The sequence below is a fragment of the Mucilaginibacter metallidurans genome, assembly GCF_003286435.2.
GTDB classification, from domain to species: domain Bacteria; phylum Bacteroidota; class Bacteroidia; order Sphingobacteriales; family Sphingobacteriaceae; genus Mucilaginibacter; species Mucilaginibacter gossypii.
This window is the reverse complement of the sequence record NZ_CP043449.1, coordinates 4,895,696-4,914,924: the sequence shown is the minus strand read 5'-3', so window position 1 is coordinate 4,914,924 and position 19,229 is coordinate 4,895,696. Positions and strand designations below refer to the sequence as shown.

The 19,229-nt window shown below is 42.8% G+C and carries 15 protein-coding genes and 1 pseudogene; 15 read left to right on the top strand and 1 reads right to left on the bottom strand.

Annotated elements, in window-relative coordinates:
- Positions 1-43: 43 nt before the first annotated feature.
- From gap to DIU38_RS20685, 5 genes and pseudogenes are all read left to right on the top strand, one after another.
- Positions 44-1,051, top strand: a complete 1,008-nt coding sequence (gene gap / locus DIU38_RS20705; RefSeq protein WP_112654062.1) for a type I glyceraldehyde-3-phosphate dehydrogenase — start codon at positions 44-46, stop codon at positions 1,049-1,051.
- A 123-nt stretch (positions 1,052-1,174) separates the two neighbouring features.
- Entirely contained in the window at positions 1,175-1,609 is a 435-nt protein-coding gene (locus DIU38_RS20700) for a GNAT family N-acetyltransferase (protein WP_112654063.1), read from the top strand.
- A gap of 101 nt (positions 1,610-1,710) precedes the next feature.
- On the top strand, positions 1,711-2,901 hold the full coding sequence (locus DIU38_RS20695) for a phosphoglycerate kinase (RefSeq protein WP_090531276.1): 1,191 nt from the start codon (positions 1,711-1,713) through the stop codon (positions 2,899-2,901).
- A 131-nt stretch (positions 2,902-3,032) separates the two neighbouring features.
- A pseudogene (locus DIU38_RS20690) lies at positions 3,033-4,745 on the top strand (GMC oxidoreductase).
- 69 nt (positions 4,746-4,814) lie between these two features.
- Positions 4,815-5,270 (top strand): GNAT family N-acetyltransferase, encoded by a 456-nt coding sequence (locus tag DIU38_RS20685; RefSeq protein WP_112654065.1) that lies wholly within the window; start codon positions 4,815-4,817, stop codon positions 5,268-5,270.
- A 39-nt stretch (positions 5,271-5,309) separates the two neighbouring features.
- On the opposite strand, the gene DIU38_RS20680 is transcribed toward DIU38_RS20685, so the two are convergent.
- A complete protein-coding gene (locus DIU38_RS20680; RefSeq protein ID WP_112654107.1) occupies positions 5,310-6,539 on the bottom strand; it encodes an endo-beta-N-acetylglucosaminidase H in 1,230 nt (409 codons plus the stop codon).
- Between the two features lie 387 nt (positions 6,540-6,926).
- Between DIU38_RS20680 and DIU38_RS34505 the strand changes: the two genes are divergently transcribed.
- The 10 genes from DIU38_RS34505 to DIU38_RS20635 all read left to right on the top strand — a co-directional run bounded on the left by DIU38_RS34505 (position 6,927) and on the right by DIU38_RS20635 (position 19,203).
- Complete coding sequence (locus DIU38_RS34505) at positions 6,927-7,946, top strand: CocE/NonD family hydrolase (protein ID WP_262714339.1); 1,020 nt, start codon at positions 6,927-6,929, stop codon at positions 7,944-7,946.
- A 46-nt stretch (positions 7,947-7,992) separates the two neighbouring features.
- Positions 7,993-8,796 carry a CocE/NonD family hydrolase gene (locus DIU38_RS34500; protein WP_317132452.1) on the top strand — a complete coding sequence of 268 codons (804 nt, stop codon included), beginning with the start codon at positions 7,993-7,995 and terminating at the stop codon, positions 8,794-8,796.
- A 98-nt stretch (positions 8,797-8,894) separates the two neighbouring features.
- Complete coding sequence (locus tag DIU38_RS20670) at positions 8,895-9,320, top strand: hypothetical protein (protein ID WP_112654067.1); 426 nt, start codon at positions 8,895-8,897, stop codon at positions 9,318-9,320.
- A 145-nt stretch (positions 9,321-9,465) separates the two neighbouring features.
- Positions 9,466-11,922 carry a TonB-dependent receptor gene (locus DIU38_RS20665; RefSeq protein ID WP_112654068.1) on the top strand — a complete coding sequence of 819 codons (2,457 nt, stop codon included), beginning with the start codon at positions 9,466-9,468 and terminating at the stop codon, positions 11,920-11,922.
- Between the two features lie 56 nt (positions 11,923-11,978).
- Positions 11,979-13,214 (top strand): PepSY-associated TM helix domain-containing protein, encoded by a 1,236-nt coding sequence (locus DIU38_RS20660; protein WP_112654069.1) that lies wholly within the window; start codon positions 11,979-11,981, stop codon positions 13,212-13,214.
- A gap of 918 nt (positions 13,215-14,132) precedes the next feature.
- Complete coding sequence (locus DIU38_RS34730; protein ID WP_317132407.1) at positions 14,133-14,354, top strand: division/cell wall cluster transcriptional repressor MraZ; 222 nt, start codon at positions 14,133-14,135, stop codon at positions 14,352-14,354.
- The gene (gene rsmH, locus DIU38_RS20650; protein ID WP_112654070.1) at positions 14,351-15,253 is read left to right on the top strand and encodes a 16S rRNA (cytosine(1402)-N(4))-methyltransferase RsmH; all 903 of its coding nucleotides are present in this window, start codon (positions 14,351-14,353) and stop codon (positions 15,251-15,253) included. Before DIU38_RS34730 ends, rsmH begins: the two co-directional genes overlap by 4 nt.
- The gene (locus DIU38_RS20645) at positions 15,250-15,657 is read left to right on the top strand and encodes an FtsL-like putative cell division protein (protein WP_091173863.1); all 408 of its coding nucleotides are present in this window, start codon (positions 15,250-15,252) and stop codon (positions 15,655-15,657) included. Before rsmH ends, DIU38_RS20645 begins: the two co-directional genes overlap by 4 nt.
- Positions 15,647-17,746 (top strand): penicillin-binding protein, encoded by a 2,100-nt coding sequence (locus DIU38_RS20640; RefSeq protein ID WP_112654071.1) that lies wholly within the window; start codon positions 15,647-15,649, stop codon positions 17,744-17,746. The genes DIU38_RS20645 and DIU38_RS20640 overlap by 11 nt, the downstream gene beginning before the upstream one ends.
- Positions 17,743-19,203: a UDP-N-acetylmuramoyl-L-alanyl-D-glutamate--2,6-diaminopimelate ligase gene (locus tag DIU38_RS20635; RefSeq protein WP_112654072.1), complete on the top strand. Its 1,461-nt coding sequence runs from the start codon at positions 17,743-17,745 to the stop codon at positions 19,201-19,203. Before DIU38_RS20640 ends, DIU38_RS20635 begins: the two co-directional genes overlap by 4 nt.
- Positions 19,204-19,229 lie beyond the last annotated feature (26 nt).

The following is a 19,229-nucleotide window of genomic DNA, read 5'->3' as shown; positions in this document are numbered from 1 at the left end:
CATTCATCTTCATTAACTTTGATGCTTTATTTATCAGCACACCATGAAGATAGCTATAAACGGGTTTGGCCGCATTGGTCGCGTATTTTTAAGGAATATTTTATTGCATCCCGAGATAGAGGTGGTAGCTATAAATGATCTTACCGACACGCAAACCCTCGCTCATTTATTTAAGTATGACTCTGTTCATCGGGGGTTTAAGGGTACGGTGAGTTTTGATGATAACAGTCTTGTTATTAACGGTAAGCGTATACGGGTATTTGCCGAACGCGATCCTTTTAACCTGCCCTGGAAGGCTCTGGATATTGATGTCGTAGTAGAATCTACGGGTAAATTCACTTCCAGGGGTGGTGCTGAGGCGCATTTAACCGCCGGGGCACGGCAGGTTATCATATCTGCACCATCAACCGATAAAAATGTACCAACTGTAGTGCTTGGTGTAAACGACCGGGAGGTTGACCTACAATCTCCTGTGCTGTCAAACGCATCATGTACAACTAATAATGTTGCCGCTATGGTAAAAATATTAGATGAAAACTGGGGCATCATTGATGGTTACATAACCACCGTTCACTCCATGACCGGCGATCAAAGCCTGCATGATGCACCTCATAAAGATCTTAGGCGGGCAAGGGCCGCATCGGCTTCTATTATACCCACTACTACGGGTGCTGCTAAAGCAATAACCGCTATATTCCCTCATTTGGACGGCCGTTTGGGCGGAGCAGGAATTCGTGTACCGGTACTTAACGGTTCATTAACTGATTTTACCTGCAGTCTCAAAAAGCAACCAACCATAGTTCAAATTAACGAAGCATTTAAACAAGCTGCAAACGGGCCAATGAAAAATGTACTGGAATATACGGAAGACCCTATTGTATCAACCGACATATTGGATAATCCGCACAGCTGCATTTTTGACGCCCAACTAACATCAATAGTGGGTGGCCTGGTAAAAGTTGTTGGCTGGTATGATAATGAAATGGGATACAGCAGCCGGCTGGCCGATTTGGTAGTACGAATAGCCGAATTTAAAAAACAGCCTGCCTAAACAGTAGTATAAGTTATTTTCTGTATAATTTGAGTAGCTCCCGGAATACGTGAAATAAGCGTTGCTGCTTTAATTTAATGGAATTAAAATTTCCTGTTCCATGAATTTTTTCAATTTTGCTGCATGATCAAGTTTATAAAAGTTGATGAGCTGCTGCATGTGCGTAATGAGGTACTGCGTGAGGGCAGGCTCAATCTTGACGAATGCCGTTTCCCGTCAGATAATAATGAAGGTAATTTTCACCTTGGCTATTTTGTTAATGATGAACTGGCTTGTATTGCTTCGTTTCACCCGCAAAGTTATGGCGAATTTAAAGGTACGGGATACCAACTCAGGGGTATGGCCACTATCGAAAAATATAGAGGGCAGGGCTTCGGCAATCAGTTGGTTAACTTTGCTTTGGTATACCTGCGAGGGCAAAAGGCGGATTATCTGTGGTGTAATGCCCGAAAAAAAGCGGTGCGCTTTTACAACAGCCTTGGTTTTGAAATCGTTTCGCCCGAGTTTGAGGTGCCGGGCATCGGTCCTCATCATGTAATGTATGTTAAAATAAGATGAAATTTTGGCGGATCAAAACAGCTTTTTTTGTTTTTCGTTCAGTATTTTGAATTAAAATGCTCAATTTGCGCCCGTTCATAACAAATGACCCTTTAATAGATATGAAAACAGTAGATCAAATTAGTTTTGCAGGTAAAAAAGCCCTCATCAGGGTTGATTTTAACGTGCCTCTTGACGAGAATTACAATATTACCGACGATAACCGTATGACGGCAGCTTTGCCAACCATAAAAAAAATATTGAAAGATGGCGGCAAAGTTATCCTGATGTCGCACCTGGGCAGACCGAAAGATGGTCCTACAGAAAAATATTCATTAAAACATATCGTATCTCATTTGTCTGATCTGCTTGGTCAGCAGGTTCAGTTTGCTGATGATTGCATTGGTGAGCAAGCTGTTGAAAAAGCAAAAGCGCTTGGTAACGGCGAGGTTTTATTATTAGAGAACCTGCGTTTTTATAAAGAAGAGGAAAAAGGTGATGTTGCCTTTGCAGAAAAGCTTTCGAAATTAGGTGATGTATACGTGAACGATGCTTTTGGTACCGCTCACCGCGCGCACGCTTCAACTGCTATCATCGCTCAGTTTTTTCCTGATGCCAAATATTTTGGTTACCTGATGGCAGCCGAATTAAACAATGCCGAAAAGATCCTGAACAATGCACCTAAGCCATTTACAGCTATTATGGGCGGTTCAAAGGTATCTGACAAAATTGAGCTTATCGAAAAACTGCTGGAAAAAGTAGATAACCTGATTATTGGTGGTGGTATGGCTTATACATTTGCTAAAGCTGATGGTGGTAACATTGGTACCTCACTGGTTGAGATGGACAAGCTTGATCTGGCAATCAGCCTAAGGCAAAAAGCTAAAGAAAAAGGTGTAAACCTGTTATTGCCTTTAGATAACATCATTGCCGATGCATTTTCAAATGATGCTAACACGGATGTTGCCAAAACCGGCGAAATAAAAGATAACTGGATGGGTCTTGATATCGGCCCGGAAACGGTTGCTTTATTTAGCAAGGTAGTTGAAGAATCAAAAACCATTTTATGGAACGGCCCGATGGGGGTTTTTGAAATGGAGAAATTTTTAGGCGGAACCAAAGCCATTGCCGAAGCTGTGGCCAAAGCTACTGAAAACGGTGCCTTCTCGCTGATAGGTGGTGGTGATTCTGCCGCTGCGGTAGCCAAATTTGGCATGACCGACGAAGTAAGCTACGTATCAACCGGTGGTGGCGCCTTGCTTGAATACATGGAAGGTAAAGAATTGCCAGGTGTAAAAGCAATCAACGACTAATAAGAACTAAAACAAACAGGAAAAGCCCCGGTGACGGAGCTTTTTTTGTTTAAAGCCGTTGCCGATCAATTTATTCCCTGATAATTATCTTAACTTCAAATCGATTTTTGCATTTAAGCCAATTATTAAATATGATTAACATTAATTCCGGAGGAGAGGCTCAACACACGTTTGACGCCATTGTGATTGGATCGGGCATCAGCGGCGGATGGGCTGCCAAAGAGCTGTGCGAAAAAGGGCTGAAAACGTTGGTGCTGGAACGTGGCCGGAATGTTACCCATTTAAAAGATTATCCAACCGCAACTAAAAATCCCTGGGATTTTCCCCATCGGGGACATTTACCTAATAGTATAAAAAGCGAAAATCCGATTGCCGAAAAATGTTACGCATTTAGCGAGGCTACAACTCATTTTTTTGTTAAAGATAAAGAACACCCGTATGTTCAGGAAAAGCCGTTTGATTGGATCCGCGGGTACCAGGTGGGAGGTAAGTCGTTGTTATGGGCCAGGCAAACCCAGCGCTGGAGCAGTTTTGATTTTGAAGGCCCGGCAAGAGATGGCTTTGCTACAGCATGGCCTATAAGTTACAAAGATATTGCACCATGGTATAGTCATGTAGAGTTATTTGCTGGCATAGCCGGTAACAAGGATGGATTGGAAACGCTGCCGGATGGGAGTTTTTACCGCCATGGGAAATGAATGTAGTTGAAAAACACATTCAAAAAGGTATCATGGATGCTTATAAGGACAGGCATGTTGTTATCGGCAGGTGCGCACATTTAACCCAACCTCAACCAATTCATTTACAACAGGGCGGGGCAATGCCAGGCCCGGAGCTTATGTGAACGCGGCTGTCCGTTTGGGGGGTACTTTAGCTCTAATTCATCAACCTTGCCGTGGGCGGCCAAAACGGGTAATCTTACCCTCCGGCCCGATGCCGTAGTACATTCAATTATTTACGACGAACAAAAAGGAAAGGCGACAGGCGTTAGGGTAATAGATGCACACACTAAATCGGTTACCGAATATTATGCCCGTATTATTTTTGTAAACGCAGCTACGTTAAATTCTAACCTTATTTTACTCAATTCAAAATCAGGCAGGTTTCCAAACGGTTTAGGAAACGATAATGATTTGCTTGGCAGGTATATTGCATTTCATAATTATCGCGGATCGTTAACGGCAACCATTGATGGTTATCTGGATACCTATTACTATGGCCGGAGGCCGGCTGCGGTGATGATGCCAAATTTTAGAAACGTTTATAAACAGGAAACCGACTTTTTAAGAGGGTATATGACGTTTTATAGCGCTACAAGGAGCAATTGGGGGCATGCTGTTGATGGCGATCAGATTGGGGCTAACTATAAGGAAAATATCTCTGAACCAGGCAACTGGAATGTATATATGATGATGCAGGGCGAAACCATTCCCAAGGTCGAAAACAAGGTGAGCCTGAGTAAAGACCGAACAGATGAATGGGGAATACCATTATTATCCGTTTCTGTAGATTATGATGATAACGATGTAAAATCCCTGAACGATTTTTTGCAGCAGGGTGCCGAGATGCTTAATAAGGCGGGATGTAAAAACATCGTCCCTAACGATAGCAAGCAGGCGCCTGGTTTAGATATCCACGAGGTGGGAGGAGTGAGGATGGGAACCGATCCTAAAAACTCATTGCTAAATAAATGGAACCAATTGCATGCATGCCCCAATGTATTTGTAACCGATGGTGCTTGTATGACATCTACCGGTACTCAAAACCCATCTTTAACTTTCATGGCCCTAACTGCAAGGGCGGCAAATTACGCGGCAGATGAATTGCGGAAAAACAATATATAATTTTGCTTCGATTGTTTTCGAAAATGATAATTTAAAGGAACTGTTTGCAACCGCAAAGTCAAACGATTAATGGATCGTATCGTAACTGTGTTGAAATCAACTAACGTACTTATCCATCCAATTAATAAAGCAGATCGTGATAAACTTAGGGAAATCTACCTGCTTTGTCGCATACAGGCATTTCATTGGATGGACAGTAATTTGCTTACATTAAGTGATTTTGATGCTCATACGCACGATGAGGATATATGGGTAGCAACCTGCGATAATGAGACAGTTGGGTTTATGGCTGTATGGCCTCCTGATGCTTTTGTTCATCATTTATATGTGCACGTTGCATACAGAGGAAAAGGCATCGGAAAAGCCCTGTTGGCTTTGGCTGCTCAAAATTATCCGTCTCCGCTCAGGTTAAAGTGTCTTGTTAAAAATGAAGCGGCGTTTCAGTTTTATCAAGCATTGGGTTGGGAAATTATGGAAGAAGGCAGTGATGCTTTAGGTGATTATTTTTTAATGAAGAATGAATAAGAGCGGGCGGGACATCAAGAATATCCCGCCCCGTTTGTTTTATTGAATTTTAACCGAAGTCACCACGTCGTTTGCATTTGGTGATAGGGTGGTAAAATTAGATGTGTTCGATGTCCGTGTCCATGATGTGCCCGTAGAGTTATCGTTTGCATACATGGTCACTGTCCAGCCGGTTGGGATTTTTACCGATGAAGCCCAGTTATCTACAAAGCCATAAGCCTGCAGTTGTGCCAGGGTATAAGTGCCCTTAGGTATGGTGCTGGTAACTGTGCCTCCGTAATTGATGTCCTGGTAAAAAGTTACCCCCGTAGTACTGGTTCCCGTATATACTGTAGATTTGCCGTATAACGCGTTTGATACACTCGAAAGGTAAGTATGAACGTCGCTATTAGGCAAATTGTAATACAGATAAATACCATAATTATTATTTACGGTTTGGGTTGCCAGCGACGCAGCGGTTGATGAACTGGTGCTTTGAATATCAATAGCGGCCGGGCCAAGGTTGGCGGCGGTGAGTCCCGGAACGTTTGGGACAGAATAAGTGCCATAAATAGCGTTCCAGCTATAGTTAACTTTTGAGCCTACCGTTACTCCATTGTAACTCAGCCTTGACGCTGCCGGACCATAAAAGTAAAATGAAATTATTTTGGTAGGCATCAGGTTACGCAGGGCAGTAACGAGGTAAACAAATGAGCTGTCATTTGGCTGGCCGGTACCATTGGTGCCATAATCGGCATATTCATCGTCAAAGTCAATGCCATCCAGTCCGTAAGTGGTAACGGCGTTGCTTAATTGCTGAGCAAAATCATTTGCGGCAGCCTGAGAAGGAAAATTAGAGATCCCCGCGCCCTGGTGATTGCCCAAAATAGACAACAATACCTTAATACCTTTAGCCTGCAGGCTTTGAATGTAAGTAGCTTTATTGTTGAGTACGTTGGTTACCTGCGGGTTAAAGTACAACACTGCTTTTTGCGTGCCGGTGTCATAGTTGATGTTGGCCGCAAATATAATAGCAATATCAAAAAGCTGCTCCCCGGTTGATAGGGTGTAGTTACCCACATTGCGGATATCATTATTATTTACCTCCACATAGCAAACACCCTTAGGTCCGGCCACGCCTATGGCGTTGGTGCTTAACTTTGACGGGGTGTTGCCGGTATCGGTAGGCAGTGCAGCTTTTTCTTTTTTACAGGCGGATGTGAGCAGTACAACTGCGCCGAATAAAGCGGTTAGTGTTTTTGTAAGTGGCAGATTAAGGTTTGTTCTCATAATTGGTGTGTTTGTTAAATTGTTTATAAAAAGATAAATTGTTTTAGCATAACTGGTTTGCGTAAAGCCGGCCCATGGCATAGCCAGGGATAGTCACTATCTCTTAAAAAACTGTTTAAATATTTTAGGTTGCCGGCGCTTAGGTCCTCGCTCCGGTATTATTTGGTTCAAAGTAATAGACCATTAAACGAGTATAATTGCCTACAGGTTTTAATTATTATTTCATAAAAATATTATTATGGTTAATAAAGGTGCTTATTGTGCTTGATTTTAATTATAATAAAAACCTTTGTTCTGTAACAAAAAAGAGGCTTTTTGTAAATAGCCGTATCGTTAGTTGCCCTTTTTATTTTATTCGGTTACATTTGATTGACTGACAAAAAATTTATGAAGAAAAATTTACTTTTCGTTCTCTGCCTTTTGCTTTCGGCATCAGGCCTTTATGCGCAACCCAAAGCGCCCGATGCTGAGTACATCAAAGCCAATTATCAGAAATATGAATACCAAATCCCGATGCGGGATGGTAAAAAGCTGTTCACCTCGGTATATGTGCCAAAGGATCAATCTAAAAAATATCCTTTCATGATGGACCGGACCCCGTACAGTGTGGCGCCGTACGGTACCGAACTGTATAAAGGCAGCCTTGGCCCATCGTCGTTATTTACGCATGATGGTTACATCTTTGTTTACCAGGATGTACGAGGACGTTGGATGAGTGAAGGCATTTACGAAGAAATGACTCCCGAAAAAGAAGATCATAAAACCAATAAGGATGTTGACGAGGGCACCGACACTTACGATACTATTGACTGGCTGCTGAAAAACATTCCCAACAACAATGGCAAGGTAGGAGTATGGGGTATTTCGTATCCCGGCTTTTACACCACCACTGTTTTGTTAAGCCGTCACCCGGCCCTGGCAGCTGCATCGCCGCAGGCGCCAATTGCCGACTTGTACCGCGATGATGCTTTTCATAATGGCGCGTTCATGCTGGTTGCTAACTTTGGTTTTTACCCTGGGTTTACCAACAGGCAGGATGATAAACCAACCCAACGCCGCGGTGGGAGGTTTGATGCCGGCACAGAGGATGGGTATGAATTTTTCCTGAAGATGGGTTCGGTAAAAAATTCAAACACTAAATATTATAAGGATACTATCCGTTTATGGAACGAAATGCTTGATCACCCTAACTATGATCAGCATTGGAAAGATCGTAATGTGCTTTATCATCTGCATGATATAAAAACAGCAGTACTGGTAACCGGTGGCTGGTACGATGCCGAAGATTTATACGGAGCTATCAATACCTATAAAACCTTGGTAAAAGAAAACCCTAAAACCCGGTTTACTTTGCCATGGGGCCATGGGTACACGGCGGTTGGGCACGTGGTGAAGGAGATCATTTAGGTGATGTTGGCTTCGGCGGTTCTACAGGCCCGTTTTATCGCGAAAAATTGAGTTTGCGTTTTTTAGTCATTATTTAAAGGGTACTGCTGATTTCGACCTGAAGCCGGTATCTACCTTCGAAACCGGTGTTAACGAGTGGAAAACCTATAACACCTGGCCTCCGAAAGAATCGGCAGAAAAAAACCTGTACCTGCTACCGGGCGGAAAACTATCATTTACCGCTCCAACAGGCGTAGCCGATAGCCATGACGAATTTATATCTGACCCGAATAAGCCGGTGCCGTTTATCAACAGCATTGATATGGACATGAAACGCGAATACATGACCGCCGATCAGCGTTTTGCATCGCAACGCCCGGACGTGCTTGCTTATGAAACTGATATTTTAGATAATGATATAACTATTGCCGGTAATATCTGGGCCAATCTTAAAGTATCAACTACCGGCACCGATGCCGATTGGGTGGTTAAAGTGATTGATGTTTATCCTGATTCTACCAAAAACACCAAATGGGCAGGTAAAGACGTATACCTGAGCGGTTATCAGCAAATGATACGCAGCGAGGCTATGCGAGGTAAATTTCGTAATGGTTTTGATAAGCCAGAGCCTTTTGTGCCTGGTAAAGTAACCCCGGTTAATTTTGAACTGCAGGATGTGCTGCACACCTTCAAAAAAGGGCACCGTATGATGGTTCAGGTACAAAGCACATGGTTCCCGCTTATCGACAGAAATACACAGCAGTTTCAGGATATCATGAAAGCTAAAGATACCGACTTTAAAAAAGCCACACATAAGGTTTATACCTCAAAAGCTAATCCAAGTTATTTAAAGGTTAGGGTTGTTGAATAAAATACTTGCAATCTAAGCACGGCAGCCTCATGTATTTGCATGGGGCTGTCGCATTTTATACCATGATGTCGTAACGGTTAGTAATTAAACCTATAACCATGTATAAATACATCATCCTTTTTATGATAGCTTCAGTCTTACTGGGCTGTAAAAAACATAATCAGCAAACCGGCTGTCCAAGCCAGGCCTGCACGCTGAATTTCGCATCGTTATATGTGAATTTTGTTGATAAGGATGGTCAAATGGCATTTGGAAAAGATGTAAGGATTGTAAACTTACGTACCAAACAAACCATAATAGCTAAAGGAAACCCGGGGCCTCCTTCAACAACTGTAGGCCCGCATTTGTACACAATCGCTACAGATAATAATAAAAATGAGTTCTCGACCGAAGGCGATGATGTGGAGCTTACTGTAACCAATATCCAAACAGGTGCCACTCAAACCGCGCTGTTTAAAATTTCGGGTGGATGTAATTGCCATGTAGCTAAAGTATCCGGTCCGGGTACTATAGTGCTTAACTAATACATTTTTTTCCTACAAGAAAAGGCTGCAAAGAAAAATTGCGGCCTTTATATTTGCGCTTATTTAAACTAATTATAAATAAAGCTTGCAGATAAAAAGTCTTTTTATACTTTTGCGCTTAATTAGACTTAATCTAAATAGAATAATGAATAACCTTTACAATTACCTGCGCACAATCCCATTTTTAATTTTATTCCTGTTTGCAAATACATTAATCCTGAAAGCTGATGATGAAGGCAATAATGGTAAAATAACCGGTGTTGTTAAAACCAGCGATGATAAACCGGCTTCGTTTGTAAATGTTGCCATTAAAGGCTTAAACAAAAGCACTATAACGACGGATAACGGATCATTCGCTTTCAATAACGTTAAACCGGGTACCTACATCCTGGTTACTTCATACGTTGGTACAAAAACCGAAGAGCAAACTGTAACAGTTTCCGCAAATAAAACAACAGTTGTATCCTTTAAGCTTAACGAAAGCTCGGCCCAGTTAGATGAGGTTGTAGTTTCATCAACTAAAACCATCAACCGTAAAAAGTTAACCATCGGCAAAATGAACGTATCGCCAATGGACTTGCCGCAAAGCGTTACTGTAATAGGCCGCGATGTGCTTGATCAGCAACAGTCAATACGCTTAAGCGATGTTATCAAAAATGTGAATGGTGTGTACCTTTATAGCGGCCGTGGCAATACCCAGGAAACATTTGGCGCCCGTGGTTATAATTTTGGAAGCAATAACATTTTTAAAAACGGATTCAGGGTTAACTCGGGCGTTGTGCCGGAGATCAGTTCACTGGAACGTGTTGAAATATTGAAAGGCAGTGCCGCGTTGTTATACGGAAACGTTGCGCCCGGAGGCATCCTAAATATGGTAACTAAAAAACCTTTATTTACGCAGGGTGGCCAGGTATCAATGACCTATGGCAGCTATGATCTTTACCGCCCGTCGTTTGACGTTTACGGCCCTATATCTTCCAAATTAGCATATCGCGTAAATGGTACCTATGAAAATGCCAAAAGCTTCCGCGACAATGTAAAATCAGAAAAAGAATACATCAATCCTTCATTCCTGTACAAAATAAGTGATAAAACAACTTTAATTGTTGAAGGCGATTACCTTAACTATGATTTTACCCCCGATTTCGGAACCGGGCAAATCAACAACGTTATTGCCAACGTTCCTCGTAACCGGTATTTGGGCGCGTCATGGTCAACCGGTAATACCAAACAAACTACCGCAACGGCAACCATTAACCATCAGCTTAATAGCCTTTGGCAGTTAAGCGGCGGTTTTTCATACCAGCACTTTAACCGCCAATACCAAACCACCGAACGTGTATTGCCTATCCCCAATGGTGACTGGGGCCGCACGCTGAACCGGGCTAAAACGCTTGAAGATTATTACACCGGCCAGTTCAATATTACCGGACAATTTAATACAGGTGCTATAAAACACAATATTTTGGCCGGTGTTGATGCCGATTGGTACCGCAATAATGCTTATACCTACGTTACCACCGTAGATGGGGTTTCGACTTATCTTGACCAAACAAATACTAAGCAAAAAGCGGTTTATGATACCATCAACATTTTTGACCTTAATAAGTATATCCTCCGTACTAATAAACCACAGATGAACCCGTTTTATAGCATTTTAACGGCTACCAATCGTTTTGGCGCTTATGCTAACGATTTGATCAGTTTATCTGAAAAAGTTAAGGTGCTTGCGGGTATTCGCTGGTCATACCAGTATGTAGCGCCTACTACAGTTACTAATTACAGTACTATTGCCCCAGCCAAACCAGCTGCCGGGAAAGAAGATAAAGCGTTTTCACCGCGCGTTGGGGTCGTTTACAAACCAATAGCTAATACTGCCTTGTTTGCAAGCTACTCTAATTCGTTTATTACAAATACAGGCTCTGATATTAATAGTAAACCGCTTGATCCGTCGATAGTTGACCAGTATGAAGTTGGCGTTAAGAACGATTTCCTGAATGGCAACCTATCGGTAAATGTAACGGCTTACCGTATTAAAAATAATAACCTGGCCCAGACTGCGCCTTTCACTCTCGATGGGAAAGAGAACACCAATACCAATATCAAAGTGTTGAGTGGCGAAACAAGGAGCGATGGCGTAGAACTTGATATCGCAGGCCATCCGGTTAAAGGGCTCGATGTACTGGCAGGTTACAGTTATACTAATGCTAAATATACTAAAACAGGAACCGCACAAGGCAGTAACATAGCAGGGCAGCCTCTGCTGAATACGCCAAAGAATACCGCCAACACCAGTGTGTTTTATACCTTTTACAACGGCGATTTAAAAGGGTTTAAAGTAGGTGCATCTGTTTATTACCTGGGTAACCGTGTTGCGGGTAATGCTAATTTGGTAGGTCAGGCCCAGACGCTGTCGAAGTTGGTGTATGTACCAGGCTTTACCACGGTTGATGCCTCGGTAGGTTATACCTATAAAAAGATCTCTATTATTGGTAAGATCTCTAACATAGGCAACGTACTTAATTACAATGTACACGAAAACTATAGTATTAACCCTATACCACCAAGACAGTTTTTAACTACGTTGAGTTATAAATTTTAATTAATTAAACAAACCGGGCATGGAAACATGCCCGGTTTTTATGCTTATACCAACCAATGAAAGTATTTTTCCGCACCATTCACCTTTATTTGAGCCTTGCAGCCGGGGTAATCATTTTCTGCTCGTGTTTAACAGGTACAATGCTGGTTTTTGAAAAAGAAATTCAGCAGGCGCTTCATCCTCGGCGGTACTTTGTAGAACCACAGGAAAAGAGGTTGCCGCTTGCTAATTTAACAGCAGGAGTATTAAAGCAAATCCCTAAATCAAAGCTGGCAACGGTTATGGCTTATGATGATCCTGAGCGTGCGGTAGAAGTAGCCCTAATAGTGCCCGAAAAAAAAGGTAAGAAACCAGCGGATGCGCCTAAAACAGAAAAGCACTCCGGAGTTCATCCAAAAAAGGATGCGAAACCAAAAGACGCCGAGCGATCAAATCTTACTGCTTTTGTAAATCCCTATACCGGGCAAATAGTTGATCAGTTTAACCGCAGGCAAACGTTCCTGTACTCGGTAGAGATGTTTCATCGCTATTTATTAGGCGGTAAAAATAGCCTGGGCGATTGGGTGATCAGTCTCTCAACCTTGTTTTTCCTGGTAATATTGGTAACGGGCGTAATACTTTGGTGGCCTAAAACCAAGGCCATTATGAAGCAGCGACTTAAGATAAAATGGAACGGCAGCAGCAAGCGCCTCACACATGACGTGCATATTGTTACCGGTTTTTATACCTCTATATTTTTGATCATTATTTGTGCTTCTGGCCTCGTAATGACCTTTAAGTGGGCAAATAATACTTTGTTTTTCCTTACAGGTTCAAAGGTGGTTGCCAAAGAAGATATCAAAGCCCCGCTTTCGGTTTATCAGCCGGGTATTACCGCCATTTCGCCAGATGCTGCTGTTAGCGTATTAGGCAACAAAATAACCGACGCCGAAAATTACACTATCCGTTATCCGCGCGATACGGCAGCGGTTTATACTTTTAATGTGCTCAAAAAAGGTTCTGTTGAACTGGCTACCGATACTTATTATGTAGATCAATACAGCGGCAAGCTTGCGGGCTCTGCTTTATATGCTGATAAAAGCCTTGGTCAGCGTATCCGTGGGGTTATTAAACCAATCCATACGGGCTCAATTTATGGCTGGCCTACGCAGGCTTTAGCTTTTCTTGTTACACTGATTTCGCTGATCTTCCCGGTAACCGGGGTTATGATGTGGTTAAACAGGATAAGGAAAAAGAGGGAAAAACCGGTTCGTGGAAGAATGAGAGTGGTATCTGCTGAGGCAAAGGTATAATACAATATCATTAGGGATTTATCATTCGGGCTTATAATGGAAATCTCGTTTTTACAATATTATTATAGGGTACGAAGCGGTGACGTGATGGAAAGGGTTCTACAGGTTCGCCATTTAAGTCGATGATTGCTTCGCACCTTGCAATCACGGATGTGGTATCAATACTTACTATTCATCTCACCGGCTTCCCAACCATGATCCAATAAGGCCGGTAAGGGCTCCCATACTTTCTTATATCTTACCAATATTTCCAGCTTTTCCGCTCGTTGTCGGTAATATCCCGTAACATTCCTATGCAAAAAGCGGCAGGATGAGCGCTTCGTATAATGCGAAGCCCGGGTCTTTATACTTTATAGGTGTACATGCGGTTTGTTATGTTCAACAGCTTAATATACAAAATATTAGTACCCCAAGGCCAGTCAGATAGCAGAGGTTTATCAAAGTAATGCCTCCGCAATAAATGGATTTTTCTCCCACTTTTTAATAATACAATATTTATAACTGAAATGTGATTTAACTGATTGGTTATTAGTCGGTTTTATTGTGCCTGGAGTTTTAGAAAATCTTCAAAAAATATAAAACAGACCCGCCTAAAAATTGTTGAAAACTTTTAGTGGGGGAAAGTGGTAAGAAGTGGTAAAAGTATTTACTTTTACGTTACAAAATTGCCCAAGTCATACAATGTCGTTTTTAACCGGTGAATTTGAGTGTAAGCTTGATCCTAAATTTAGGATGATGATACGGCTGGCCTTAAAAAAAAGCTTCCTGAACTGGAATCTGAAGGCCTGGTGATCAATCGCGGGTTTGAAAAATACCTTGTTATATACACTAAAAAGGAATGGGATAAACGACTTGAAGAACTGAGCAAACTTAATGAATATGAAGAGGATAATATAGCCTTTATACGATATTTTACCCGTGGGCTACCGAGCTTATGCTGATGCTGCCGGGCGGGTATTGTTGCCAAAATTCCTGTTGGAATATGCGGGTATAAAAGGTGATGTAGTGCTGGCTTGCCAGTTGAATAAAATAGAGGTTTGGGATGCCGAAGCTCACCGTAAACTGATGGATGATGAGCCAAAAAGTTTTGGTGCATTGGCAAAAAAGGTGATGGGTAATAAAAGTAAGGAGCAGGAATGAGTGAGTACCATGTACCGGTAATGCTGAAGGAGTGTATTGATGGGCTGAATATTGATCCGGACGGTATTTATGTGGATGTGACTTTTGGAGGCGGCGGGCATTCGCGCGAGATTTTGAAGCATTTGGGGCCAAAAGGCAGGTTGATTGCTTTTGATCAGGATGCCGATGCGCAGCGGAATATTATTGATGATGAGCGTTTTGTTTTTGTAGATCAGAATTTCAGGTATCTCAAAAACTTTTGTCGTTTACATGGGGCTATCCCCGTAAATGGTATTCTGGCCGATTTGGGTGTGTCATCGCACCAGTTTGATGAGGCCGACCGCGGATTTTCCATCCGGTTTGATGCCGAGTTGGATATGCGTATGAACCAGTTGGGCGAGCTAACTGCGAAGGATGTGATAAATAATTATTCGGTTGCCGATCTGCACCGGATTTTTGGCATTTACGGAGAAATTCAAAATGCAAAATCATTGGCCGAAACCATTGCTACTGCAAGGTTGAATATGCCGATAGTTACTATTGCGGATCTGAAAAATGTGATCAGTAACCGCATCCCGAAAGGAAAAGAAAATAAATACCTGGCGCAAGTGTTCCAGGCATTAAGGATAGAGGTTAACCAGGAGTTAGAGGCATTAAAAGATTTTCTAATGCAATCGGCCGAGGTTTTGGGCGTTGGGGGCAGGCTGGTAGTCATGTCATACCACTCGCTTGAAGACAGGCTGGTAAAAAACTTCATTGCCAAAGGTAAATTCAGCGGCGAGGTGGAGAAGGACCTTTATGGAAATGATAATAAACCGCTTGATGCTGTAAGCCGCGGGGCTATAACGGCATCGGCAGATGAGATAACCAATAATAACAGGGCACGGAGCGCTAAATTAAGAATAGCTGTAAAAAAATGACCAATCGTTTACGTACAGAAATTCAGGAGGAGGAAGAAGTTGAAGAGGTAATTGAGGAAAGGCCTGCGAGGGAGCTGCCTGATAACTTTTTTACGCAACTTTTTACCAAAGGCTTTCTTACAACCGAGAAGGCCACCAATGCTTTGCCCTTTATTTTGTTTTTAGCCTTTTTGGGGATGGTGTATATAGGAAATATGCACTATGCCGAAAAATCTGTGCGTGAAATTGATGCGCTTACCAAAGAGGTTAAGGAACTGGGCTGGGATTATAAATCGACAAAGGCCGATATGGCTTTTAAAAGTACGCTTACCGAAGTGGCCAAGCGGGCAGATACATTAGGCTTAAGTCAATCCGTTGATCCACCGGGAAAAATAACAGTGAAGGAGGTTGCAGATGGGAATTAGGACTAACATACTGGCCAGGGTTTATTTAGCCTTCGGTCTTGTTTTGCTTTTGGCCATTGCTGTTGTGGTTCAGCTTTGCCGCCTGCAATATGTTCAGGGCGATAAGTGGAAAGCAATGGCTGCCGATCTTTCTGCTCAATATCAAACTGTTGAAGCGGCAAGGGGTAATATTTTTTCTGTGGATGGAAGTTTGCTGGCTACTTCGGTGCCCGAATATGAGTTGCATATGGATATGCTGGCCGGTGGTATTGCATCGGATACGGCGTTTAACAACAATATCGATCTGTTGGCTGCAAAGCTATCGGGTATGTTTGGAGACAGGTCGGCAAGAGAATACTCACGCGTATTGCGTGAAGCACGCAGGGATAGCTCCCGTTATGTGTTGATCAGGCGTAAGGTATCTTACCAGGATTTGAAAAAGATCCGGCAGTTCCCTGTGTTTAACATGGGTAAATATAAGGGAGGGTTAATTGTTATTCAAAAAAACAGGAGGATCCTGCCATTTCAGTCGCTGGCGGCACGTACTATCGGTTATAAAAACGAAAACGTAAAGAACCCGGTGGGTTTGGAAGGTGCTTATTCGGCTTATATAAACGGCGAAAGCGGCAGGCGTTTAATGCAGCGCATTCCGGGTGGTATCTGGATGCCTGTTGACGATGATGATGAAATTGCACCCAAAGATGGTGCTGATATTATTTCAACCATCAACGTAAACTTTCAGGATGTGGCGCAGGATGCATTGAAAAAACAACTGGTTAAAAGTGCGGCTGATCATGGCTGCGTTGTGCTTATGGAGGTATCTACCGGCGAGATCAGGGCTATTGCTAACTACACCCGTACTAAAGACGGCGATTACAAAGAGCAAATGAACTATGCTATCAGTAACGCTATCGATCCGGGATCAACCTTTAAACTGGCATCGTACATGACTATGCTCGATCAGCATAAGATTGATACCAGCACCATAGTTAATGCTGAGGGTGGTAAATATAAATTCCCGAAAGGGCCGACAATTACTGATACCGAGCATGACAATTATGAAATGTCGGTAAAGCGTGCTTTTGAAGAGTCATCAAACGTGGCGGCTGCAAAATTGGTTGATAGGTTTTACCACAATAACCCTTGGGAGTACATTAATAAATTGTACAGCTACCATTTGAATGAAAAGCTTCAGTTACAAATTCCCGGCGAAGGCAGGCCGGTGATCAAAAATCCATCAAACCGCAGCTGGAACAAAAATTACAGTTTGCCTGAGATGGCTTATGGTTATGAAATGAATATTACGCCGCTGCAAATGCTGGCTTATTACAATTCAGTGGCCAATAATGGTAAAATGATAGCCCCGCTGCTGGTTCGTGAGATCAGAAGATTGGGTAACCCTATCGAGCAATTCCAGGCCCGGGTAATCAATGAACAGGTATGTTCGGAAGCTACGCTGGGTAAGGTACGTGGTATGCTTGAAGGTGTAGTACTTAATGGTACCGGCAAAAATGTTATTAAAAATAAGCTTTACAGTGTGGCGGGTAAAACCGGTACAGCACAGGTGGCTAACGGAACAAAAGGTTATAAGGATAAAAAATACCAGGCCTCTTTTTGCGGTTATTTTCCGGCCGATCATCCTAAATATTCGATGATTGTGGTGATCAATAACCCAACCCAGGGCGACTACCTGGCTGCAAAGGTTGCAGGTCCGGTGTTTAGGGAAGTGGCCGACAGGGTTTATGCTAACGATTTAGATATTAACCAAACCTCGCAGGCGCATTTTGTAGGCAATACTGTAATGCCGCAGGTGAAGCAAGGAAATATGAAAGCCTTGAAAAAGGTTTATTCAAAACTGGGCGTTAAACCGTTGTATGCATCGGCAAACAGCACGGTTGATACAAGCAATGGTATCCCGTTTGAGGAAGTAAAGTATAAAAATGGCACCGTGCCTGCGGTAACAGGCATGGGGCTTAGCGATGCGTTGTATGTAATGGGTAACGCCGGCTATAAGGTAACCGTACGCGGAAGCGGCATAGTTACCAATCAATCGGTTACCGGAGGAAGTGCAATACCAAAAGGATCACGAATTTTAATAGAACTGCAATGAGGTATTTAAGCGATGTAATTGATGGACTGGCCTTCACTGAGTTGCAGGGAAGTGCTGATGTGGAGATCACGGCGATAGCTTTTGATTCGAGGGCAGTGATACCCGGAGCAATGTTTGTTGCTGTAAAAGGCACCGTTGTTGACGGGCACGATTATATTGACCAGGCAATAAAAAAAGGTGCTGTAGCAGTGGTTTGCGAAGACCTGCCTGCCCATACTACCGGCGAAGTTGACTTTTTGATGGTGGCCGATTCGGCGGTGGCACTTGGTATTGTAGCTGCTAACTTTTATGATAATCCATCCGCCAAATTGAAACTGGTCGGGGTAACGGGTACTAATGGTAAAACAACTATCGCAACATTGTTATATCAGCTGTTCCGCGATCTGGGTTATAAATGTGGCTTGCTTTCAACTGTCGAAAATCAGATCAATGGTAAAGTAATCCCATCAACCCATACCACGCCTGATCCGGTTGAGCTAAACAGTTTGCTTGCCGAAATGGTAGACAGCGGTTGTGACTATTGCTTTATGGAAGTAAGCTCACATGCCATTTCGCAAAAACGTATCGAGAGTTTGGTTTTTGCGGGAGGTGTGTTTACCAACTTAACGCATGATCATTTGGATTACCATAAAACCTTCCTGAGGTATTTGAATGCCAAAAAGGAATTTTTTGATGGTTTACCTAAAGATGCTTTTGCACTTACCAACAGCGATGATAAAAATGGTAATGTAATGCTGCAAAATACAGCAGCACATAAAAAAAGCTATGGTCTTAAAACCATGGCCGATTATAAAGCCCGGATCCTCGAAAATCAGTTTAGCGGCTTATTACTGCAAATTGACGGCGAGGAAGTATGGTTTAAAATGGTGGGCACATTCAATGCTTACAACCTGTTAGGGGTTTACGCTACCGCGATGCTGCTTGAGCAGGATAAAGCGAAAGTGCTTACAAGCCTGAGCAAACTTACAGGTGCCGAAGGCCGCTTTGAATATATCACAGCGCCAAATAAAGTTGTAGGTATTGTTGATTATGCTCATACACCTGATGCTGTACAAAACGTATTGAGTACCATTCATGATATCCGCAAGGGTAATGAAAAGGTAATCACTGTAATTGGCTGCGGTGGTGACAGGGACAAAACTAAACGCCCCATCATGGCCAAAACTGCATGTGAGTGGAGCGATAAGGTGATCCTGACATCCGATAATCCGCGTACCGAAGATCCGGCGCAGATCATCAAGGAAATGGAAGAAGGTGTCGACCCGGCATTTAAGCGTCATACGGTAAGCATCATCGACAGGCATGAGGCTATTAAAACAGCCTGTATGCTGGCCAATCCGGGTGACATTATCCTGGTAGCGGGCAAAGGGCATGAAAAGTATCAGGAAATAAACGGAGTGAAAAACCACTTCGACGATATGGAAGAATTGGAGAACCGGTTCAAAGATTTGGTGTAAAAGAAGGGCCAATTATAAAAGTGGCT

Coding starts and splice junctions, on each gene's coding strand:
- gap (WP_112654062.1), top strand. CDS start 44: ATGAAGATAGCTATAAACGGGTTTGGCCGCATTGGTCGCGTATTTTTA.
- DIU38_RS20700 (WP_112654063.1), top strand. CDS start 1,175: ATGATCAAGTTTATAAAAGTTGATGAGCTGCTGCATGTGCGTAATGAG.
- DIU38_RS20695 (WP_090531276.1), top strand. CDS start 1,711: ATGAAAACAGTAGATCAAATTAGTTTTGCAGGTAAAAAAGCCCTCATC.
- DIU38_RS20685 (WP_112654065.1), top strand. CDS start 4,815: ATGGATCGTATCGTAACTGTGTTGAAATCAACTAACGTACTTATCCAT.
- DIU38_RS20680 (WP_112654107.1), bottom strand. CDS start 6,539: ATGAGAACAAACCTTAATCTGCCACTTACAAAAACACTAACCGCTTTA.
- DIU38_RS34505 (WP_262714339.1), top strand. CDS start 6,927: ATGAAGAAAAATTTACTTTTCGTTCTCTGCCTTTTGCTTTCGGCATCA.
- DIU38_RS20670 (WP_112654067.1), top strand. CDS start 8,895: ATGTATAAATACATCATCCTTTTTATGATAGCTTCAGTCTTACTGGGC.
- DIU38_RS20665 (WP_112654068.1), top strand. CDS start 9,466: ATGAATAACCTTTACAATTACCTGCGCACAATCCCATTTTTAATTTTA.
- DIU38_RS20660 (WP_112654069.1), top strand. CDS start 11,979: ATGAAAGTATTTTTCCGCACCATTCACCTTTATTTGAGCCTTGCAGCC.
- rsmH (WP_112654070.1), top strand. CDS start 14,351: ATGAGTGAGTACCATGTACCGGTAATGCTGAAGGAGTGTATTGATGGG.
- DIU38_RS20645 (WP_091173863.1), top strand. CDS start 15,250: ATGACCAATCGTTTACGTACAGAAATTCAGGAGGAGGAAGAAGTTGAA.
- DIU38_RS20640 (WP_112654071.1), top strand. CDS start 15,647: ATGGGAATTAGGACTAACATACTGGCCAGGGTTTATTTAGCCTTCGGT.
- DIU38_RS20635 (WP_112654072.1), top strand. CDS start 17,743: ATGAGGTATTTAAGCGATGTAATTGATGGACTGGCCTTCACTGAGTTG.